The organism is Helicobacter sp. MIT 14-3879 (assembly GCF_003364125.1).
On record NZ_NXLP01000020.1, the window covers coordinates 1 to 23,126 of the forward strand.

General features: G+C 32.3%; 19 protein-coding genes. 9 read left to right on the forward strand and 10 right to left on the reverse strand.

Annotated features, from left to right (window positions below):
- Positions 1–390: 390 nt before the first annotated feature.
- The 8 genes from lpxC to tolB all read right to left on the reverse strand — a co-directional run bounded on the left by lpxC (position 391) and on the right by tolB (position 10,354).
- The gene (lpxC, locus tag CQA44_RS08520) at positions 391–1,287 is read right to left on the reverse strand and encodes a UDP-3-O-acyl-N-acetylglucosamine deacetylase (protein WP_115546843.1); all 897 of its coding nucleotides are present in this window, start codon (positions 1,285–1,287) and stop codon (positions 391–393) included.
- A 29-nt stretch (positions 1,288–1,316) separates the two neighbouring features.
- Positions 1,317–2,072: a hypothetical protein gene (locus tag CQA44_RS08525; RefSeq protein WP_115546844.1), complete on the reverse strand. Its 756-nt coding sequence runs from the start codon at positions 2,070–2,072 to the stop codon at positions 1,317–1,319.
- 8 nt (positions 2,073–2,080) lie between these two features.
- A complete protein-coding gene (locus CQA44_RS08530; RefSeq protein WP_115546845.1) occupies positions 2,081–3,076 on the reverse strand; it encodes an ACP S-malonyltransferase in 996 nt (331 codons plus the stop codon).
- A gap of 488 nt (positions 3,077–3,564) precedes the next feature.
- Entirely contained in the window at positions 3,565–6,168 is a 2,604-nt protein-coding gene (gene secA, locus CQA44_RS08535) for a preprotein translocase subunit SecA (RefSeq protein ID WP_181881840.1), read from the reverse strand.
- Between the two features lie 383 nt (positions 6,169–6,551).
- On the reverse strand, positions 6,552–7,082 hold the full coding sequence (locus CQA44_RS08540) for a peptidylprolyl isomerase (RefSeq protein WP_115546846.1): 531 nt from the start codon (positions 7,080–7,082) through the stop codon (positions 6,552–6,554).
- Positions 7,083–7,091: 9 nt separating this feature from the next.
- The gene (locus CQA44_RS08545; protein WP_115546847.1) at positions 7,092–8,042 is read right to left on the reverse strand and encodes a tol-pal system YbgF family protein; all 951 of its coding nucleotides are present in this window, start codon (positions 8,040–8,042) and stop codon (positions 7,092–7,094) included.
- Positions 8,043–8,363: 321 nt separating this feature from the next.
- The gene (locus CQA44_RS08550; protein WP_115546848.1) at positions 8,364–9,014 is read right to left on the reverse strand and encodes an OmpA family protein; all 651 of its coding nucleotides are present in this window, start codon (positions 9,012–9,014) and stop codon (positions 8,364–8,366) included.
- Between the two features lie 56 nt (positions 9,015–9,070).
- Positions 9,071–10,354, reverse strand: coding sequence for a Tol-Pal system protein TolB (tolB, locus tag CQA44_RS08555; RefSeq protein ID WP_115546849.1), 1,284 nt, complete (start codon positions 10,352–10,354; stop codon positions 9,071–9,073).
- Between the two features lie 212 nt (positions 10,355–10,566).
- On the opposite strand from tolB, the gene CQA44_RS08560 reads away from it, so the two are divergent.
- The gene (locus CQA44_RS08560) at positions 10,567–12,111 is read left to right on the forward strand and encodes a flagellin B (protein ID WP_115546850.1); all 1,545 of its coding nucleotides are present in this window, start codon (positions 10,567–10,569) and stop codon (positions 12,109–12,111) included.
- A 115-nt stretch (positions 12,112–12,226) separates the two neighbouring features.
- Here the strand turns inward: CQA44_RS08560 and lptE are convergent, their stop codons facing one another.
- A complete protein-coding gene (lptE, locus tag CQA44_RS08565; protein WP_115546851.1) occupies positions 12,227–12,757 on the reverse strand; it encodes an LPS assembly lipoprotein LptE in 531 nt (176 codons plus the stop codon).
- Between the two features lie 42 nt (positions 12,758–12,799).
- On the reverse strand, positions 12,800–13,054 hold the full coding sequence (locus CQA44_RS08570; RefSeq protein WP_115546852.1) for a hypothetical protein: 255 nt from the start codon (positions 13,052–13,054) through the stop codon (positions 12,800–12,802).
- Between the two features lie 855 nt (positions 13,055–13,909).
- Between CQA44_RS08570 and CQA44_RS08575 the strand changes: the two genes are divergently transcribed.
- The 8 genes from CQA44_RS08575 to kdsB all read left to right on the forward strand — a co-directional run.
- A complete protein-coding gene (locus CQA44_RS08575; RefSeq protein ID WP_115546853.1) occupies positions 13,910–15,163 on the forward strand; it encodes a glycosyltransferase family 9 protein in 1,254 nt (417 codons plus the stop codon).
- A gap of 97 nt (positions 15,164–15,260) precedes the next feature.
- Positions 15,261–15,899, forward strand: coding sequence for a MarC family protein (locus CQA44_RS08580; protein WP_115546854.1), 639 nt, complete (start codon positions 15,261–15,263; stop codon positions 15,897–15,899).
- Positions 15,900–16,043: 144 nt separating this feature from the next.
- Complete coding sequence (gene dnaA, locus CQA44_RS08585) at positions 16,044–17,360, forward strand: chromosomal replication initiator protein DnaA (RefSeq protein ID WP_115546855.1); 1,317 nt, start codon at positions 16,044–16,046, stop codon at positions 17,358–17,360.
- A 279-nt stretch (positions 17,361–17,639) separates the two neighbouring features.
- Positions 17,640–18,752, forward strand: coding sequence for a DNA polymerase III subunit beta (gene dnaN / locus CQA44_RS08590; RefSeq protein ID WP_115546856.1), 1,113 nt, complete (start codon positions 17,640–17,642; stop codon positions 18,750–18,752).
- Between the two features lie 43 nt (positions 18,753–18,795).
- On the forward strand, positions 18,796–21,138 hold the full coding sequence (gene gyrB, locus CQA44_RS08595) for a DNA topoisomerase (ATP-hydrolyzing) subunit B (RefSeq protein WP_115546857.1): 2,343 nt from the start codon (positions 18,796–18,798) through the stop codon (positions 21,136–21,138).
- 33 nt (positions 21,139–21,171) lie between these two features.
- The gene (locus tag CQA44_RS08600; protein ID WP_115546858.1) at positions 21,172–21,645 is read left to right on the forward strand and encodes a type II secretion system protein; all 474 of its coding nucleotides are present in this window, start codon (positions 21,172–21,174) and stop codon (positions 21,643–21,645) included.
- Between the two features lie 139 nt (positions 21,646–21,784).
- A complete protein-coding gene (locus CQA44_RS08605; protein WP_181881841.1) occupies positions 21,785–22,624 on the forward strand; it encodes an LPP20 family lipoprotein in 840 nt (279 codons plus the stop codon).
- 17 nt (positions 22,625–22,641) lie between these two features.
- Positions 22,642–23,126, forward strand: a 485-nt coding sequence (kdsB, locus tag CQA44_RS08610) for a 3-deoxy-manno-octulosonate cytidylyltransferase (RefSeq protein ID WP_115546860.1), incomplete at its 3' end; no start/stop codon positions are given.

The window sequence follows — 23,126 nt, forward strand, 5'->3', positions numbered from 1 at the left end:
GATATAAATACACAAAATATTATAAAAATTTAAACTATCAAGTCGCAATTAAAGTTATTAATAATTCTTTAAAATTAATTCATAATTCATTGATATATAGTTTATAACTCATACTTTTCATTAATTTCTTATTAAATTTTAAGTATAAAACCATAAAAAATGAATAAAAATTTACATAATCAAATAATCAAATAATTGTTTCTACTTGAATTTCATTCTACATAGAATAAGATATAAAAGCTACTTGTATTTTATGAGAAGTTATTAAGGAGATATGAAATTGCTAAGGATAAAGAAAAACTAACTCGGGCTTATTATTAGATACAAAGCATATAAGGATTCTATAAAATAAGCATCTCTTTGAAACAAAGAATATATCTGTAATAGGTTTTAAAGAGGCATTGTCTGTCTAACATAGTTGGGAATTTTGTGCATACTCTTACTAATTTCTACTATTTTATAACAACTTGGAGAGTTTAAAAGTTTTTTAGTTAAGAGGTGATTAAGCCTATGACTGCCTGCAAAAGAAAAGTACCCACCAATAAAAGGCATACCAAGCAAACACATATCACCCATAGCATCTAAAATTTTATGTCGGACAAATTCCTCTTTATATCGCAATCCATCTCTGTTGAGAATCCTATTAGTATCTAAGATAATGCAATTATCAAAACTACCTCCAAGTCCCAATCCCATAGCTCTCAGTTGATTGACTTCATGCAAAAAACCAAAAGTTCTAGCCCTAGCAATCTCTTCTTTATATCTTTGCGTGCTAAATGTAAAAGTATAATGTTGCTTAGAAATAGCTTGATGAGAAAATCGGATTGTAAAATCAAAAATCATACATTCATTTGGTTCTAACCGCACAAATTTACCATCTTCTTCGACCACAATGCTTTTTGTCATTTCAATAGCTCTTTTGGGTTTTTCTAATTCTCTAATACCAGCTTCTTCTAATAACATGCAAAAACCGATACTTGAACCGTCCATAATAGGAACTTCTTCATTATCGAGAATGATACGTATATTATCGATTCCATAAGCATAAATACTAGAAAGCAAATGCTCAATAGTAGATATTCTTACTCCATCTTTACCAATGACTGTCGCCATTGTAGTATCAATTACATTTTCTACACAAAGCGGAACACTTATGCCTTTATCACTGCGGTAAAAAACGATGCCGCTATCACTAGGCAATGGTTCTAAAATCATTTTAACAGGAACCCCCTTGTGCAAACCAATACCTACGAGTTCAACATTTCTTGCAATAGTTCTTTGATTCATTTCAACTCCTAAACTAAATATGTCTGGTTTTATGTCTGTGCTAATAGCATAATCTGTATTTTACCATTTTCTGTGAAAATCATTTTCACTTCATTATCTTTCCTTAAATCATCAAGCATTTTTCTTTCCAAATTAATACCTTGTAGGCTGATTCTACCCATAAAGAAATGTCTGATAATAATATAATTTCCAAAACATTCTAAATTTCCTTCGCATTTTCCATAAATTTCTAAATTCCCATGACTTTTAATAAATGCCCCTGCATTAACCCCTTTTAAAAAAACATTATGAGAATGTAATACAAGCTCTTCTCCACTCCGAATGGTGCGTTTAAAAATCTTACAAGGTAAAAGCTTGGACTGTAAATCACAGAAATCTACATCTGACAAAACATCGTTATCTGCAATATCGGCATTTATATTATCTTGTATGAGACTTGATTCTCTGTGTTGGATAATACATTTCTCTTTATTGCTATCAACAACTAATGAAGCAGTTTTGTGTGATTGTGTTACACCTTGTATAACGACGGACTTTAAAGAATCTAAATGTTTATCAACTTTTTGTGTTTGCAATGTTTTAAAACGTTTTGCATTTCGGATAAAAAAATAATTGATACCAAGTTCTTGTAGTAAAGATTCTATTTCCTTATCAAATTTTTCATGAAATGCTAGACAATAAGTTTGCAAAACGTCTTTATTTTGTCTGATATAAAATAGAATTTCTTGTGTTGTTCCTTCTTGAAATTCAAAGACTGTTATGCGCTTTTGTCTCGTTTTTACCATAACAACTCTTATAAGATTTTTTCTAATAGTTTAAGAGATTCCGCGTTATTAATGCTAATCGTAGGAATATCTGAAATCTTATTATTTAATCCTGCTAATACAGCTCCATGTCCTAATTCAATAAATTGTGTAATGCCCATTTTTTTTGCCTCTAAGACACTTTTGTAATACAGCACAGGCTTAATAAGTTGTTCTGTAAGAAAATGCAAGGCTTGTTTTTTTGTGTGATAAAGTTCCAGAGTTGCATTGGAAATAACCTGTATTGCAGAATCTTGAATGCTAGATTCTAAAACTTCCCTAAAAGGAGGAATAGCATCTGTTAAAAGTGGGCAGTGGCTTGCTACATTCATTTTTAATAACAGGGTGCGCTTAGCTCCAAAATCCTTTAGTTGTTGTTCAGCAACTATCAAATCTTTCTTTACACCCGCCAAAACAATTTGCGTCTCAAGATTATAATTAGCAGCCCAAACACACAAACCTTCTTCTCGAAAACCCTGACATAGAGTCTCTATGACTTGTGCATTTAATCCTAGACATACCAACATGCCTACTTCACTATTATTTGATTTATCCACGCTGACAATATCAGAATTATCATATCCACACTCTAACTTAAAACCACCTCTACAAGCTTGCGACATAAATATTCCTCTTTTATGAGTGAGTATTATCGCCTCTTCAAAAGACGTCGTGCCATTAAGACAATATGCACTTACTTCACCTAAAGAATGTCCAAAGCACAAACGCGGAACAACGTCGTACTCAAGCTTTAAAATTTCATGTGCCATAGCACTCACTAAAAATATCGCTGGTTGAGTATATTGTGTTTGATTTAACTTTTCTTCATCAGTATCTAATATTTTATCCATATCAACATGCAAACAATCGCTAGCTCTTTGACTTAGCTCTTTGGCAATAGTAAAGTTTATTTTAAAATCTTTTCCCATACCAAGAGATTGCGAACCTTGTCCTGGGTAAATAAATGCTAAATTAGAATTTACCATGTTCTTTCCTTAAATTATTCAATTAGAAGCTGTCTATAAACTTATTTCTCTAATCACTAAACCATTCTATTACATAATTTCATTTATTCTAATAAGTACGTTTTTCTTTTATAAAAGATTAGACTTTCTTCTGCATTAATGAGATATAAGAGGAATAAAAAATATTGAATAGCTTTTTATCACAATTCACCCCACACTGATGAAAGCGTTTATTAATTATTGCTTTTATTTGTTGCTTTTTATATGTCCTTCAATCTATGCAAAAGACTCTAAAAAACTATAAAAATAATTATATCAAAAATCCAATAAGACAAGCTTGTTGTTTATGCCAATTTCATTTCTATTAGATAAACCCTTATATCGAACAAAAAATATAAGCCATCCTAAAACATAAGTTTTATTATTCTATCACAAACCGTCAAGTATCAATAAGCTCTTTATTCACGCTAATGATTTATTAAATAACACCACTTAGAAAGAATCACATATCATCGAGTAGCTAATATGCCTCTTTTTGGTCCGCTTTTCCCATGACAATGTTTATACTTTTTCCCACTGCCACATGGACAAATATCATTTCTGGCAGGTTTTCTATCTCTAATTTCTTCTTCTAATCCATTGTAGTTTAAAATGAGATTTTCGTTTTCTTGTTGAAGATCTGACATAATTTTTTCTTCCTCTTGAGCAACATCTTGTGCAGCAAATTGAATAACTTGTAATGTGCGGTAAGCTTCAATTTTAATATTTTCTACTAATTCTAAAAAGAGGTTATAACTTTCTTTTTTATATTCTACCAAAGGGTCTTTTTGGTTATATCCTCGCAACCCAATTCCAGTCTTAAGATGGTCTATTGCATAAAGATGCTCACGCCAAGCATTATCAACTACTTGTAAATAAATTATACGTTCTAATTCATTGCGCATTTCTAATGTAGTATTAACAAACTTTTCCTCATATTTTGCGCCTAATGTTTTTGTAATAATATCGCTTATTTCCTCATAATTTTTACCTTTCAAAGAATCCGTAAATTCAAGTAAATATTCTTCTTTTAATATTGCAACTAAACCTTCTGTATCATAATTCTCTGGAACATCATGGGGTAAAATTTGACATCTCTCCAAGAGAGACTGGACACTTATTAAGCGATTTTCTATTATACGTTCCCGCATATCAAAACTCTCTTGCAGCAACTCATCACGAAATCGATAAATAACCTTACGTTGTTCATTGCTAACATCATCGTATTCTAGCAAATGCTTACGCGATTCAAAATGAAGAGATTCTACTTTCTTCTGTGCTTTCTCTACAGATTTTGTAATCATGCTAGATTCTATACTTTCACCATCTTTCATACCAAGCTTTCCCATAATACCCTTCAGTTTATCGCTACCAAAGATTCTCAGTAATGCATCTTCTAAACTTAAGTAAAATTGACTAACGCCCGGATCACCTTGTCTGCCTGCACGACCGCGTAACTGATTATCAATACGTCTACTTTCATGTCGCTCTGTGCCAATAATATACAGACCCCCCAATGCTTTAACTTCCTCATCAATCTTAATATCTACACCACGTCCCGCCATATTGGTGGCGATTGTTACAGCTCCCTTTAATCCTGCATTTTTGATAATTTCAGCTTCTTTTTCATGTTGCTTTGCATTAAGCACATTATGAGGGATTCTAGCTTTTTTAAGCATGGTATGCAGAACTTCGCTTTTTTCAATACTCGCAGTTCCAACAAGCACTGGCTGCCCTACTTTATGGAGTTCGATAATTTTCGCAATAACTGAATCAAATTTTTCTTTTTCTGTCTTATATATTAAATCATTTAAATCTTTTCTTGCAATAGGGACATTGGTTGGAATTGAAACAACCTCTAATTTATAAATTTCTAAAAACTCTGTTGCTTCCGTTTGTGCTGTTCCTGTCATACCTCCCAACTTATCATAAAGACGAAAATAATTTTGAAAAGTAATATCTGCTAAAGTTTGACTTTCTTCTTTGATAGCAACATTCTCCTTGGCTTCCAACGCTTGATGCAGTCCCTCGCTGAATCTACGTCCTTCACTAAGTCTGCCCGTAAATTCATCAACAATTACTACTTCACCGTTCTGTACAACATAATCTTTATCTTTAACAAAAAGATAATTTGCTTTTAAGGCTTGGTCTAAATGATGAGATAAAGACGCATTTTCAATCGCATATAAGTTCTCAACATTAAAAAGCTTTTCTGCTTTCCTAATACCTTCTTCAGTCGTCAGGATAACACGATTTTTTTCATCAATGTTGAAGTCCTCTGAAACTTTCATAGCCCTAGCTACTGAATCGGCAAGTTGATAGTTTTCCATTTTGCGATTGATTGGTCCAGAAATAATAAGCGGTGTTCTTGCCTCATCAATAAGAATAGAATCTACTTCATCTATAATAGCGAAGAAATGGCATTTTTGTACTTTTTGTTCAAGATTATATTTCATATTATCACGCAAATAATCAAAGCCATATTCATTATTTGTGCCATAGACAACATTATTATTATAAATACTTAATCGTTCTGAATCTCCATGTATTGTGCTAGTAATAACCCCCACACTTAGCCCAAAAAATTCATACAAGGGAATCATAGATTCTGCATCGCGTTTTGCAAGATAATCATTTACAGTAACTACATGTACGCTCTTACCAGATAACGCATTAAGTATTACAGGGAGTGTCGCTACAAGAGTTTTACCTTCACCTGTTTTCATCTCAGCAATTCTCCCATCATGTAAAGCCATTCCTCCAATTAACTGAACATCAAAATGTCTCATACCAAGCACTCGTTTGCTGGCTTCTCTTGTAAGAGCAAAAACTTCTTCAAGCTTAGAATCTAAAAAGGAATTAATCAAGGAAATGGAAGTTTGATTATTATCAATACTCTCCGTCTTGCGCAATGTCTCATCGCGAATACATTGAAAACGTTGCTGTAAATCTACGTCATTCAATTGTTGAATCTGAGATTCTAAAGCATTAATTTTTTTTACACGGTATTGATATTGCTTTAAAATCTTATCATTCCTCGTCCCAAATATTTTTCCAATGACACTCTGAATCATACTATCCCTTAGCACTAATTTAGACACAAAATTGTATCGTATTTCTTTTTAATCTATTTTTGAATTATTTATTCCCTATTTAAAATTTAATTGGTAAATCTATTCACCAATTAACCTTAATCATTTTATTTAAAAACTACAAAATCTTTGATATAAAATCATGAGTATATACTATTATCGATATTTATAATAAATATTATTAATAATTATTGAATTATTGTATAAAAAATAATCTGAAATTGCTAGTTAATGAGGATATTATCAAGACTTCTAATAAAAGCCTATGTGCGGCTTTTATTATATAAATGAATTTCTTTGAGATTCTCTATGAAGTTTTAAAAGGTATTTAGCACCCTTAAACAAACAATAATGACAATAAGAGGTTAATGGCAGCCACACCCACCACCACAGCAACCTCCACTATGTTCTCCTGCAGCACTAGAACAACCACAACCGCCACTCATACCTCTAATCAATTCATCTGGAGTGGCGTCTCTGGCATCCAAAACATCAACCTTAAAATTTAATGTTTTACCTGCTAACGGATGATTATAATCAATAATTACTGTGTTATCATTAAAATCTGCAACAATAACCTGTACAGGCATGCCATTCTCAGCTTGACCAAAAAGTGTCATACCCTTTTCTAATTCAATATTACTAAACTGCTCTCTATCAACTTCTTGCAACAATTCAGGATTACGTACACCATAACCTTGTTCTGGCGAAACACTAAAGGTTAAAGAATCTCCAATATTAGCACCTATGATTTGTTTTTCTAAGCCTTCAATAACTTGAGAATGCCCAACAATAAACTCCAATGGTTTGCTATCTTTATTGCTATCAACGGTTTGCTGTGTCAGAGCATCTACAACCTCATAATTAATTGATACAACCTTATTATTCTCTATCATAATTGTCTCCTATTTATTAAGTATATCTTTGGCTTTACGACCTTGCTCGCTTTCTGGGAACAAGGTAACCAAAGTTTGTAAAAATTTCTTATAATTTTCTGCATCATTAAGATATTTAAAAGACCAAGCTGTATGCCATAGTAAGATAGGCATATAGCTAGCCTTACTATCTAAACTTGCACTTGTTTTATAGTAAGGTAAAGCCTCATTATACTCCTTATGTGCATAATAAATTTCTCCCAAATAATAGCTAGATTCTGCTACTGCATAGTTATTACCAACAAGATACTCAAAATAAGCTTTTGCATCATTAAGCCTCTTTTGCTTTAAAAGCCTTTTTGCTTCTTTGAGATTGTCAGCATTGCTATTTTGAGAAAATTTATATTTCTGCATAGAATCAGAAGCATTGTTTTCCTTTATAGCATTAACAATAGGTTGATTTTGTATTGCTTGAATACTATTTTGTAAGGTCAAAGCTTGTTGGCTTAATACTTCTATTTGTTTGAGTATCTCCTCATTTGCTTGCAAAAAAGCTTCAGATAATTTATCAATTTTTTGATTAATCTGAACAATGCTATTAGTATTAGCTTCAACTTGTGCTTCTAACTTCGCTACGTTCTCCGATCTTGATTTTTGAGATGTTTGCAAAGACTCTACAATATCTTGAAGATTCGTTATTTTATCAACTTGAGATTTTAAAAGTAAGGTGTCTTGTCTAGAAGTTGCGCTCATACCTTCATATACAGTCTTTAACCCTTCGATTGCCTGCTCAAGATTTACAATTTTAGTCTGAAAATCTGAAATAACAGAGCGAGTAAAATCTGCGACATCTTTTAACTCTCGCATATCTTTTTTAGTAGCACCACCCTGCAATTCAAATGCAGAAGGTTCTGCACATAAAAAAACGTGAGTACTTATATATAATGCAACACATACAATACAATACCTTGCAATACCCATTAGCTAAACCTTAGCATTCTTAATCTATTTTCATATTTTTCCAAACAAACTACATTGAATTGAACTTCACAATGTTGCTCTTATCAAGAAAAAATAATAAGTAGAAAATCTACAAATAGCCACTCTAAATTGCTAGAAAAATTCTAATATACCTCATCAAAATACATTAAACATTTATCTAGTTGATTTCACTAAGTCCTTACTATTTGAAAGCATACACATAATATTCTAGCTTTACTGCAAAGCAAAACATCTAGCTATGAAATCCTACAAACAAATATTAGATTCTATCTAAACTTGCATAAAATGATTCCTTATATATCACTTTTCAACTAAGTCCGTTCGTCTATTTTGCGCATAACATTCAGAAGTTTTTTCTTTGCACACTGGCTTACTTGCACCAAATGACACAGTTGAGAACATATTTTTAGGTAATCCTTGTAATACTAAAGCATCTCGTACAGACAATGCTCTTTTCTGTCCTAATGCAAAATTATACTCGTCTGTCCCAAATTCATCTGTATTTCCCTGTAAAACAACAGCTTTAATGTCTTGCTTTTTAATATATTCTGCATCGGCTCTGATATAAGGTTTCATGTCATTTCTGATATAGTATTTATCAAAGTCAAAATAAATAGCATGTAGAGAATCCACAGTTATCATTTCATCTCCATCACCATGCCGACTATCCTCATCTATATCATCCTGTTTATTGGCTAAACTATCGCCGTCTGTATTGCTATCATCACCATAGCTACTCCCTGCTAAATCACCACCATCCGGACCTGGCACGGGCATAAATCCACCTTCTGGATCATTTTGTGCAACTGTTGTTTCTTCCATAGGCTCTTCTATTGGTGTTTGCTCTGTGGTTTTTTTACTAGTATCTTGAGATGAATCAACCGTTTTTGAACCACAACCAATTGCAAAAAACAAAACTAATAAAACTCCAGATAGCTTTAAATATTGCATAAAACATCTCCTTAGTAAAAATAGATTCTTCTATTCTATCAAAAAAAATACACAATTTACCAATCAAATGCCTGAATTTTTATGCTTTTTAACGGAAAAAGAAAACTCTTATTAATAGAGAGCCTAATGATTCCAATAGCGTTTTCATTATTAGATTGTCTTAAATACATAATAGAATCTCCGTCATAAGAAAATCTAGGAATTCTATTAGTCCCTGTTTTACTAAGTCTCCGAATATAATCACTCTGAGAAGAAACTAAGTAGAGATTAAACCCATTCAAACCCGTCTCTAAATCACTCTCTCTGCTGGAAAATACAATATAATTTCCAAATGTTGAAAGTGAGCTATTATTTCTGCCACGAAAAACAAGCTGAAATACATTGCTATTGGGTGATAAATTTTGCATAAAAATATTAGGATATCCAAGCCTATCAGAAACAAAGGCAAAAGCGGTATCATTATTGATAAAATTTGCATTTACATCGATACCCGAATAAGTAGTGAGTTGGGTGATTTGTTTTGTTTTAACATCATAAAGAAATACATCACTTAATCCTGTGGGAGAAAGACTCATAAGCAATTTAGAACCATCACGAGAAACATCCGAAACAACCGCCATACCTTGAGATGAAATAATACGTTCATTTTTACCATCATAGAGGTTGTATTTATAAATTGTAGCTTCATTATGAATAAGTGTATAATAAAATTCTCTCTGATTTTTATCCGCCCATTTTGGAAAAACATTAAGCCCATTGACAATAACGGGCTTTTGATAAGTAAAAGTATAATCTGCTAAAGTAATCTCACTCTTTGCAGAACCCGTATATTTTGAGAATATCACATATCGCTTTATCCAATCTACATTCTCTGCTTTAATATAATCATTTAAATAAACCGCCATGGTGTGCGCGATAAACGGATATGCTTCCATTTCTTCTTGAATATACTCTGTAACTTCCTCTTTATCCGCAATTAAATCTCGAAGTGTTAAAATTCCAATAAGTTTTTTGCCATCTTTTTTGTGAGATATTTGAGCAATAAAGTGAATATTCTTTGCTTTATAATCTTGAATAGCTATTTCATACTTCAAGACATTAGTTTTTAGAGTGTCATCATAATACACATTAAAATGCCCTGTTGTTTTAAGATCTTGAACTAACATTTTATAAATTTTCATGTTATTTTCACTGCCATCACTGCTGATAACTTGAATGTTAGGAACATTATCTGTTTCCGTAGTGATAGTAATGGTTTTATCGTCTGCATAAGAAAAACTATAGAAACACAAGAAACTACAAATACATAAAAATCTTAGCAAAGATTGCTTTGCTCTCATTTTAATCCTTTAGATTAATCTTAAAAATACCAACAATAATAGCAATTTATTGTTAAAACTACAAGCATAAAACATTTTTAGACTTGGTTACATTAAGTTATATATTACTGCTCATACATTTGATTTTGTAATTTTTATATTAAGATTCTTAACTTTGGGAACAAACTTTGCTTGAACAGAGTGTATTCAAATTTTTAGCAAAGGATGCAAAGATGAGTTTTAGGATAAATACAAATATCGCAGCACTCAATGCACATACCATCGGTGTGCAAAACAATAGGTTTATAGCGAATTCGCTAGAGAAACTAAGTTCTGGCTTGAGGATTAACAAAGCGGCAGATGATGCCTCTGGTATGTCAATCGCAGATAGTTTGCGCAGTCAGGCAAGTTCATTGGGACAGGCAATTGGTAATGCCAATGACGCAATTGGTATGATACAGATTGCTGACAAGGCAATGGATGAGCAGCTTAAAATTCTTGATACTGTAAAAGTTAAAGCGATTCAAGCAGCACAAGATGGACAAACCACTGAATCAAGACGAGCATTACAAAATGACATTGTAAGACTTTTAGAGGAACTTGATAATATTGCTAATACCACCAGCTATAATGGTCAGCAAATGTTATCTGGAGCATTCTCTAATAAGGAATTTCAAATTGGTGCGTATTCTAATACCACAGTTAAAGCTTCTATTGGTCCAACAAGCTCAGATAAAATTGGGCATGTCAGATTGGAGAGTTCTTCTGTAACAGGTATTGGCATGCTTGCAAGTGCGGGAGCAAAAAATCTTAAAGAAGTTGCTTTAAAATTCCGACAAGTCGATGGTAAAAAAGATTACAAGTTAGAAACTGCTGTAATTTCTACAAGTGCTGGAACGGGAATTGGTGTTTTAGCCGACACAATTAATAAATTTTCTGATACTTTAGGCGTACGTGCATACGCCACAGTCTTAGGAACGGGTGCTGTACCCGTCCAATCTGGTACTGTGCATGGTCTAGTTGTGAATGGAACAACAATCGGAACAATCAATGATGTTCGCAAAAATGATTCTGATGGTCGTTTGATTAATGCCTTTAACTCAATTAAAGAACGAACCGGTGTTGAAGCGTATGTAGATATTGAAGGACGATTAAATCTTAGAAGCCTTGATGGTCGCGCAATTTCTGTTCATACGGCTTACAAAACAGGAGCGGTGCTTGGTGGCGGAAGCTTTAATGGTGTTGATGGTAAAGATCATGCCATTGTAGGTCGATTAAGCCTTGTAAGAACTGATGCAAGGGATATTATCGTAAGTGGAACAAACTTTAGCAACGTAGGTTATCACTCTGCACAAGGAATCGCTCAATACACCGTAAATCTCCGTTCTATTCGTGGCAATATGGACAGAAACATCGCAAGCGCATCTGGTGCAAATGCTAATGCAGCCCAAGCAGTGCAAAATATTGATGGAATTGGTGCTGGCGTTACTTCATTACGCGGGGCAATGGTTGTTATGGATATGGCAGAATCTGCAACGAGACAACTCGATAAAATTCGCGCTGACATGGGTTCAGTGCAAATGCAACTTGTAGCTACAATTAACAATATCTCTATCACACAAGTCAATGTTAAAGCAGCTGAATCTCAAATCAGAGATGTGGATTTTGCTCAAGAATCTGCAACATTTTCTAAGCATAATATTTTGGCTCAATCTGGCAGCTTTGCTATGGCTCAAGCAAATGCTGTGCAACAAAATGTTCTAAGATTATTGCAATAAAATATTCAATTCCCCTCGCTCCCCTTTATGCTCTTTGTATGTATTTTATACAAAGAGATTTAAATTTTATTGCTTAATCACTTAAGATTCTTGGCAATACTCTCTTGTCATAAAGCTAAAATGCCATGCTATAACCTACTTGAGAAATGAACTTATCAATACTTTGTTTGCTTGCTTCAAGAATCGCACTTGAACGATTATTGTAAGTAACAATGGGATTAATAAGTGAGCTTGCATAATCATAATATCCTTGATTAAAAAATACAAAATCTCTACCATCGCGATTAAAATGAAATTTAATATCGATATAGATTCTATAAAAAGTTGCAAATCCTTGTGAATTAGTTGCAATAACATTATCTTGTATATTCTGCACTTGCACCTCCAAGACAGTATCACAATCATTCTCATTTGTCAATTGAGAATGAAATCGTGAGGCTATGGCTTCGTTAATAATATCTTTAATCTGAACGGATTCTTCGGTATTTTCAAGATTTAATTGTAACCTTACATACACTTTATCGCCTAATGCCTTATTGGCATAATATGCCATAGGTCTATAACCACAACCCATAAAACAAATCAAAACACAAAACACTATAACCTTATGTCTCAAAATGCCATTTCTCCAAAGAATAATAAACATAATGTGATTCCTACATTAGCACCTTGAAAGGTCTCATTTCCTTTAATTAAAATCAAAATCTCCAACCTGCCCTTTATTCATGCTTTCATATACTGCATTAACATATGCAATACGAATTTGGCAAGCAATAATCTGCTCACAATGTAAGCAGGATTGAAACCCTCGAGATTTTTGACACTCATTTAGTTTGTCTTTATTTATCTGAAGATTCTGCATATAAGCATCATGCTGCAATAATGTATCAATGTGTTCATCTGTCATTTGATTAGAATGACTTTGTGTATTATTATATGGCAATGTGTATCCTTTAATGTTATGCTGTGTCAGACCTAATAACTTTTTCATTAAAAAAATAATGATTAAATCATCTAACATAGATTAATATAATGTTAATGTTATGTCTTAATGCTATTTTACAAGATTAATAAACGGTATTGCTTTCTCTTTCATGGCAGAAGTAGAGAACCAGCGAGATTTAACCAAACAAAGGCTAGCAACACTACAAAATGAATTATAACAAGATTATTCACAACAAGCTCTCTATCATGTTGCTCTCATTACTTATAATCTCTTACTTATTCCTTGCTTATTTGTTCTATCTCATAAGAAAGAATTTACAATAAAAATCCTGAAAGAAAATTTATTATCAAAACACTTTATCTTAATATTTGTATGATATTTTTCTCATGCACACTCTTTCTACATCTTTATTGCCCATATATTGCTTTATCCTTTTCTATGATTGATTCTCTATTTAGCACGTCTTTGTGTATTTTACTATTGTCTTTAGCAAACTAGCCTTATATAAGCTTTGTCTTAGCTCTATGTAAAAATAGATAGCTTGTGAAAAGATATAATCTTATTAATTTATATTCTTTTAATCTCTTGGAATAATGAGAAATTATTGAATGGTAAGTACCATCATGGGCTTATTGCATAAGCTTATTGTCTGATAAGTCTTTATATTTTTTATCAATAGAATCTCTATTATTTTATTGTTATGTGTTATCAAGTAATCCATAATTATTTTGCAATTTTTACATTAAGATTAAATCCTCTTATTGTAGAGAAAGAATCTTGTTTCTTTATATAGACCAATAAAACCATAGAGAATCTAGTATAATATCCAAAATCTAACACATAAGGTTGGATATGAATATCTTGATACGACTTCCTAATTGGTTAGGTGATGCAATTATGCTTACCCCTATGATTGCTTTACTGCATAAAGTTTATCCTGAAATGCAATGTATTCTTGTGGGTAATGCCCTTACTGCAAGTGTATTCAATCTTAATGACTATATTATTCAAATCTTTGTAGATAATAGCAAACAAGCAAAGAGAATCACAAAACGCATACAAGAAATAAACCTTCTCGCTGCGAATATCAATACTTACCTCATCAAATCTCAAATCAAACTCGATTGTGCTATAACCACACAAAACAATTTTTTTTCTGCTTTTTTGCTCTCAAAAATTAATGTAGAAATGACAATAGGCTATGGAGATAAAAACTTCTTTGGATTACGTAAATTTCTACTTACACACACTATTAAATTTAGCAGTGGAAGATTCCCTGCATGTAATCACCAAGTCCTGAGTTATGCCAATCTGCTTTTACCGCTTTTACCTACAAGATTCTATCAATCCATTGATTTAGAAAAATCTCATTATATCAGCAATCCCCATGCAAGTATTATTCAAAATAAGTTATTTTCACAAGTAGGTAAATTACAACTAATTGGAATCACAACAAGCAAACAAACCGAAAAAAATGTTATCGCTATAAGCCCCGGAGCTAGCTATGGAAACTCAAAAATGTGGTTACCTGAATATTTTAGTGAAGTAGCAATATCACTTATAAAAAGGGGATATATTATAAGAATCTATGGGACAAAAAATGAAGTATTTTATAATCAACAAATAGAATCAAAAATCATACAAATACTTCCACGAAGTTATCATATTCAACTAGAAAATTTCACGGGTAAAACAAGTATTTTTGAGCTTATACAATCTCTACAACAATGCAGTCTTTATATTGGTAATGATAGTGGTTCTATGCATATTGCCAAGGCACTAGAAATTCCTAATATTGTATTTTTCGGACCTACGCCATTTGATTGGTGTAGCCCATGGAGTCCTAGATTTTATCAACAAAACCTTTTACCTTATAAACAGAATTCTGAAAACTTACAATCTTTTGCAAATAATAAACCCAAGAATCGTAATACACATGGAGAACACATCCAGATAGATTCTAGCATTATTATAAAAAAAGATTTGCCTTGTGCGCCCTGCTATAAACGCACATGTCCTCTCACACATCATAATTGTATGCGACTTATCACTCCTGACGAAGTTCTCATTATAGCTGAATCCCTGCTCTTGCAAAACACATTGTAAAGATAAAAGAAATATCTCATATAATTTAAAACTAACTTTTCTGATTAACAGGAAATAAGCTAAAATCCCCCTTAATCTCAAACTCACAGGAAATATAATGTTCAATGACATGGAATCTAATTTGCATAGCCTCTTTCTTGCAGCAGTTGCTATTGTAGCCGTGCTTAATCCCTTTGGAAATCTTCCGCAATTTATCTCCATGACAGAAGGAGTAAAAACACCCTTTAGGCAAAAACTCTTTAGAAATATCGTTTTTACAGCATTTTGCATTGTATCAATATTTTTACTCACTGGATCTTTTATTATGAGCTACCTTTTCCGTGTAAGTATTCATGAATTACGCGTAGCTGGAGGACTAATTCTGATGGTTATGAGTTTAAGGAATCTTCTTTTTTCATCAGCCCATCAAGACTATTCCCATTATAAAACCCTACACTTTAATGAACTCTTTAAACAAACTATTATCCCTATGGCATTTCCTATGCTCGTAGGACCAGGAACTCTTGCAACCATCATTGTTATCTCTGAAGACAAAAACATATTTTTAGCAATTGGCGCAATAATCATTGCTTTTTTATTTATATTCACTCTTTTTCACTATGCCGCAACAATAGAACGAATTCTAGGAAAACTTGCGTTATATGTATTCTCTCGAATAGCCCTTGTATTTATCATTGCAATGGGGTTTAAAATGATTATCGCAGGCTTAAAAGGAATGGGGTTGGTCTCTTCATAATAACTTCACAAAAAAATTAATTCACAAACAATTCCTATGTAATTCACGCCTATTTCCCATCTAATTCACAAATAATTCTAAATTAATTCACACAAAAATGCTATACTGAACAACATATAGTGAATTAATCAATGAGGAATACAAATGAACGGTTATGACATATTAGAGAATCTAAAAATGCAAGTTAGCAAACTAGAATACATGCAATATGTTAGCAAGATACAGTATGATGCACAAAATTCACAAGAAAATCTATTCATATTCCTTACAGATAATATATTCCTAGCAAATTGGGCAAAAAGAAAATACCGCAACCTAATGATAAAATTCGTAGAACAAACCACAAATTTTAAGCCCGAAATACTCTTTAATCTCAAATCCGAAAGACAACCTCCCCAAATACCACAAAGAAAATATATCATCAAAAACAACCAATACACTATCAATCAAGACTATACCTTTGAAAAATTTATCGTAGGAGAATGCAATGAATTTGCCTACAAAATGACAAAAGAAGCAGCCAAGAGACAAAAGCCAAATTGGAATCCACTTCTTATCTATGGTAATACAGGTTTAGGTAAAACACATTTATTAAACGCAGTATGCCACAGCGTTTATAAACGCAATCCCAATGCTATGATTATCTATATCACAGCTGAAATCATGTTTAATGAATACCGTCATAGATTACAAAATAAAACAATGGATCAATTCAGAGAGAGATTCCGTAAATGCGACTATTTACTTATTGATGATGTGCAATTTCTCGCAAACACAGAAAAATTTCAAGAAGAATTTTTCAACACTTTCAATGACATCAACCTCGCAGGAGGACAAATCATTATGACAAGTGATAAACCACCAAAACTCATCGAAAAACTTGAAAAAAGATTAAAATCACGTTTTGATGGCGGTATGAGTGCTAAAATAGAATCTCCCGAATTAGAAACCAAAATCCACATCATCAAACAAAAATGTGAACTAAACAATATTAACTTGGATTCTAAAATCATCGACCTATTAGCCACACAAGTCCATGATAACATTCGAGAAATAGAAGGCATAATTCTTAAATTGCATGGACAAATGTCATTACTAAACATGCCCATTACCACAGAAATCGTAGAAAATGAACTAAAAGATAGAGGGGTAGAGAAAAAACATATCGACTTTGAAGACGTTATTACTCTTGTGGCAAGAGAACTTAACCTCAAACCCACAGAAATACGAAACAAAACAAGAAGTAAAAAAACTATCGCAAAAGCTCGAAAAATAGTTGCCTACATAGCTAGAGAAGAAACAAATACCACTTTCCCTGCAATAGCAAGCGAACTTAACCTCAAAGACCACAGCGCAGTAAGTAAGCAAATCAAAACACTTAAAGAAGAAATGCAACAAAATCCTCAACTTAAAAACGAAATATCCAACATGATCTCAAAACTCAAACATATCCTACAATAATAAAAACTAAGATATTCTCAAACAAAAACACATCATCACAAAACCAACCAAACAAACCAAGTTATTTGATAAAAACACTTTATTTTGCTATAATCTAACTTTCACTAGTTAATGAATAGCTGTGATTTTAAAATGACTAAACAAAGCTTTTTACTACCCTCAAAAAATACAGATATTAGGCTTCTAAAAAGCTTTTTTATAGATATTTCATCCTATTCACTATAACTACTACAACTACTAAAATCTATAAATAATTCTGAACTCTGGAGCAAACAACCAATGAACACTATTTCCATTGATAAAAGCATCATTGAACAAGCACTCTCCAATATGCAAAATGCCATCAATAAAAAAGACTTTACTGACATCACCTCAAACATTCTCCTCGAAACGTCAGAAAATAACATCGTTCTCAAAGCCACAGACCACGAAATTTATATAAAAACCTCACTCATTCCCACAACCGCACAAGGCACAATTAAATGCGCCATTAATGGCGGTATTATCAATAACATCATGAAGTCTCTAAACGAAGGAGAAATTATTTTAGAAGAAACAGACAACCTATTACTTATTAAACAAAACAAATCATGCTTTAAAATTCCAATCTATGAAATAAACAATTTACCATTCAGACAAAATTATCAAGAAATGGAAAAAATCAATATCGACAACGAATTGTTTATTCAAGGAATCAAAAAAATATATCATTGCTGTGCTGACCCAAAGGACGCCACTAACATTGCTATGCAAGGAATATTACTCGAAATCAAAAATAATCTATTCTCACTTATTGCCACAGATTCAAGAAGACTAGGCTTTATTCGTAAAGAATATCAAGGAGACATACAAGATATATCTTGCATTCTTCCAAAAAAATCTATCAATGAAATTCTTAAATTATTTAACAATGAATTTGAGATTTACATTAAAAGAATAAATAACGAAGATAATACGTCATATATAGAATCAATAGGAATAATCTATCAAAATATGGAATTTTACACCAAACTTATCAACGCTAGATTTCCAGCCTATGAAGCAATTATAAAAAAACAACCTAATGCACAGTGCATTAAAATCAATAAAACCGACTTCATAAAAGCTATCAATCAAATCAACGCCGTTAGCAACAAAGTAAAAATAACTTTCACAAAAGAAGAAATTATTTTAGAAACCATCGAAGATGAAGGTTCTAGCGCATCCATTCATATCGACTCTCCAACAACCACCCAAGAAGATATACATATAGGATTGACCAATAAATATCTCCTTGAATGTATGTCTAGCTCAAAATACGAAGATTTAGAATTCCATATTTCTAATCCTAACACAGCGGTATTCATTAATCTTCATGACTTTGAAGAGCTTATCATGCCACACATTTTATAAAATTTCTTATCTAATTTAATCTATGAATATGGAGCAAAGATTTATGCCAAATACAGAAAACAACAAAGAATATCGCGCAGATAATATAAAAGTTCTTAAGGGATTAGAAGCTGTCCGTAAAAGACCCGGCATGTATATTGGAGACACAAATTCCAATGGACTACATCATATGATATATGAAGTTGTAGATAATTCTATTGATGAAGCAATGGCTGGATTCTGTAAAAACATTTATATCACCCTCACAGACACGGGAGGTGCTATAATAGAAGATGACGGCAGAGGAATTCCTATTGATATACATCCAACAGAAAACCTCCCAGCTGCCACAGTTGTATTGACCGTACTGCACGCAGGTGGAAAATTCGATAAAGATACCTATAAAGTCTCTGGCGGCTTACACGGCGTGGGGGTAAGTGTCGTTAATGCTCTATCTAACAAACTCATTATGACCATCCATAAAAACGGAAAAATCTATCAACAAGAATTCGTCAAAGGAGTTCCCACTACAAACTTGGAAATTATTGGTAAGAGCACAAAACATGGAACAACTATAGAATTTTATCCCGATTCTGAAATCATGGAAGTTACTGAATTTGATTCTAGTATTCTCATTAAAAGATTCAAAGAAATGGCTTATCTCACACATGGCATTACTATACATTTTAAAGACGAACGAGATGGGACAAAAGAAACATTTTATTTTGAAGGTGGTTTGCGTCAGTTTATCGAAGATATAAATAAAAAACCTCTCATTTCGCACATTATAGATTTTAAAGCAAATGAAGATGATACCGAAATAGAAATTGCACTTGCATACAATGAAGGCTATGATGAAAAACTCTTAAGTTTCGTAAATAATATTCGCACACACGATGGTGGTACTCATGAAGCTGGATTTAGGACGGGACTTAGTCGTGCAATTCTCAATTACATAGAATCTCATGCCAATGCAAGAGAAAAAGACAGCAGAGTTTTGGGTGATGATGTGCGTGAAGGGTTAGTAGCTATTGTTTCTACAAAGATTATGGAACCCCAATTTGAAGGACAAACTAAGGGAAAATTAGGCAATTCTTTTGTTAAGGGTATTGTTCAAAAATTAACCTATGAAAAAATGAGTAAATTTTTTGAGGAAAATCCCACACAAGCAAAAGTAATTATGCAAAAGGTATTAGTTGCTGCAAGAAGCAGAGAAGCAGCAAGAAAAGCAAGAGAACTTACTCGCAAGGATAATAAATTATCAGTTTCTACACTTCCGGGCAAACTTGCAGACTGTCAGAGCAAAGATTCTAGTATTTGTGAAATTTATCTTGTAGAAGGAGATTCTGCAGGGGGGTCAGCAAAGCAAGGGAGAGAAAGATTATTTCAGGCTATTTTACCACTTAGAGGCAAGATTCTAAATGTTGAAAAATCAAGACTTGATACAATATTTAAAAGTGAAGAAATTAAAAATATGATTACTGCCTTTGGTTGTGGAATCGGTGAAGAATTTAATATTGACAAATTACGTTATCATAAAATTATCATTATGACAGATGCCGATGTTGATGGTAGCCATATTCAAACACTGCTTATGACCTTTTTTTATCGTTATTTTAAGCCACTTATACAAAATGGACATGTTTATATAGCACACCCCCCACTCTATTGTTTTCAAAAAGGTAAAAATAAAACCTATTTGCGAGATGATAGAGCATTAAGTGAGTTTCTCATAGAAAATGGAATACAAAACTTTTCCTTCACAGGTATTGGCACAAATGAGCTTTTAGAGGTTTTAAAAATGATTGCGCATTATAGATTGCTAATCAATACCTTAGAATCTCGTTATCATATACAACATATCTTAAGATTCCTCTTGGAAAATGAAATAGATACACATAACTTTATAACATTATCGCAATTATGTGAAGAGTATTTGCAAAAGAAACATTGCAAGATTCTAAAAAAAATCCCCAAAGACATTACAAGCGAAGAAATAAAAATAACTTTCAATATTCAGACGAACTTGGGCGTTTCAGAAATCACTATTGCTCGCAGTTTATTTCATGATTCTGCTTTTAAAGAGGCAAAATCTCTTTATCGGACTATCTCTCAAAGAGAATTAGAGTTTTTAGAACATAAAGATATTATTGTATGTCTTGAGGAAATTGAAGCTTCAGCAAAAAAGGGAGCATATATTCAACGGTATAAGGGTTTAGGAGAGATGAATAAAGAACAATTATGGGAGACAACTATGTCGCCTAAGAATAGAACTCTTGTGCAAATTAAAATAGAGGATGATGAAATCGCCGATGAAATGTTTAATATTTTTATGGGAGATGAAGTGGAACCTAGAAGGCAATATATTCAAAAATTTGCAAGAGATGTAAAGAACCTTGACGTTTAGTATGTTTAAGTTTTTTAACTGCAAGATAACGTAATGTTATTTGATAATTTTTTGATGCTTTGTTTTTATAATAATATCACTTTTAGTTTCTCTGCAAGACTTACATCAAGTAGAAGTTTCTCATTATTTGAATTGCTATTATGTATAATGATTATCTCCATTTTAAGTATTCCAGCCTTGAAATATTTTAATAATAAAATACTTGCTATAGAGCAAGCAAGTCAACATATCCAGATGTTGCAAAGAAAACTTCAGGTAATCAGCTATGAGAGTTACCTTAGCAAGCAAAACCTACAAGATTTTCAGCTAGAAGCAATTTTACACAAAGCACATACACAAAGTGCTTTATTTTCTTTTATAAGGCAGGGAAATACTTTTACTCTTATAATAAATAATGAATATGCACAATTTAGCATAGAGAAAAGCCCTGACGGATATTTACATCTTACTTGTAATCCCAATCAGAAATTATGTAGAAAAATTTATCATAGAAAATATAGCAAGTAGCCAAAAAGAATTAAGAAATTAATTTCTTATATAAAATGCTGTATAATTATTTAAAAAAAAAAAAAAAACATTAGAGAGTAATAAAGACATGTCTTATTTGTTGCAGATTGCCAAGGTAGTAATGATTTTAGGGTATTTCATGATGATTGCATGCAGTCATCATGCTTTGCATTCATCAAATAATCTTTATAAAAAAGACTTTGAGTATCTCTATGGTGTGGGATACGGTAAAAAACTTAATATAGCAAAAGAAAATGCCATTAAAGATTTAATCACTAACTTGCAAGTTAGTGTCAAATTTACAAGTCAGAACACTACGATGCAAAATAATCAATCTCTGGAAACTATTGGCAATGCAAGTACTTTTCTTGAATCTAGTTTTAATAATTTAACAGGTGTTGAGATAGATGATGTAAGGCATGAAAAGAATAATATCACAGTTCGTGTAAAAATAGCAAAGACTATTCTTCAAGCACAAATCATGCAAAAAGTACAAAATGCGCAAGACTTTTTAGAATCTAGTACCAATAAATGCGGCTCACCCTCCTTTAAAGAATTTAAGAAATTTCAAGCTGCTTTTAAGGAATGGCAAAATAATATTTCTCTCTTACAGAGTCTTACTAAGAACTCTTATGAAATCCAAACACAACAATATGCAAGCATGATAGCACATAATCCCAACTATAATCTAGTGATAGATTTTAAAAGTATTTCTCAATATCAACAAGAGATAGCAAATATTCTCACTACTGAACTCAATAAATTTATTACGATTAATAAGGCAGCTAAAAATACAGTACATGTTCAAATCATACAAGATAAGGAGATACACTTGTATTTTACTTTTAATAATTGCAAAGGTGAAATAGAGCATTCTTTGCATATTAATACCTACATGCCAGAGTCCAGCCTATCAGATGCCAATAATAAAACAAGATTAGGGGCAATTATTTATAAGAATATTTTAGATTCTCTGTAATTTTAAGAAGGCAACAGATGATTATTATTCCTGCTAGACTCGCTAGTACGCGTTTTCCACAGAAGATTCTTTGTGATATTGGTGGTATTCCCATGTTTATCAGGAGCGCATTAAATGCTAAGAAGGTTGATGAAGTTGTTTTAGCTGTAGATTCTCAAGAAACTTATGATATAGCACAAAAGTTTAACATCAAAGCAATCATAACGCCAAAAGAAATCCCTAACGGAAGTCTAAGAGTTCTTGAGGCAAGCAGGATATTAGGCTTGAGTGATAATGAGATAATTATTAATTTGCAAGCAGATGAGCCTTTTTTAGAAAACAATGTTATAGAATCGCTTAAAAAAAGCATGGAGCAAGCTAATTTCATGGCGACTTGCGCCAAACAAATTGATGAAGAATCCGCAAAAAATCCTAATATTGTAAAAGTAGTTCTTAATCATAAAAAAGAGGCAATTTATTTTTCTCGATCTTTAATACCTTATTATCGGGATATATGTGATTC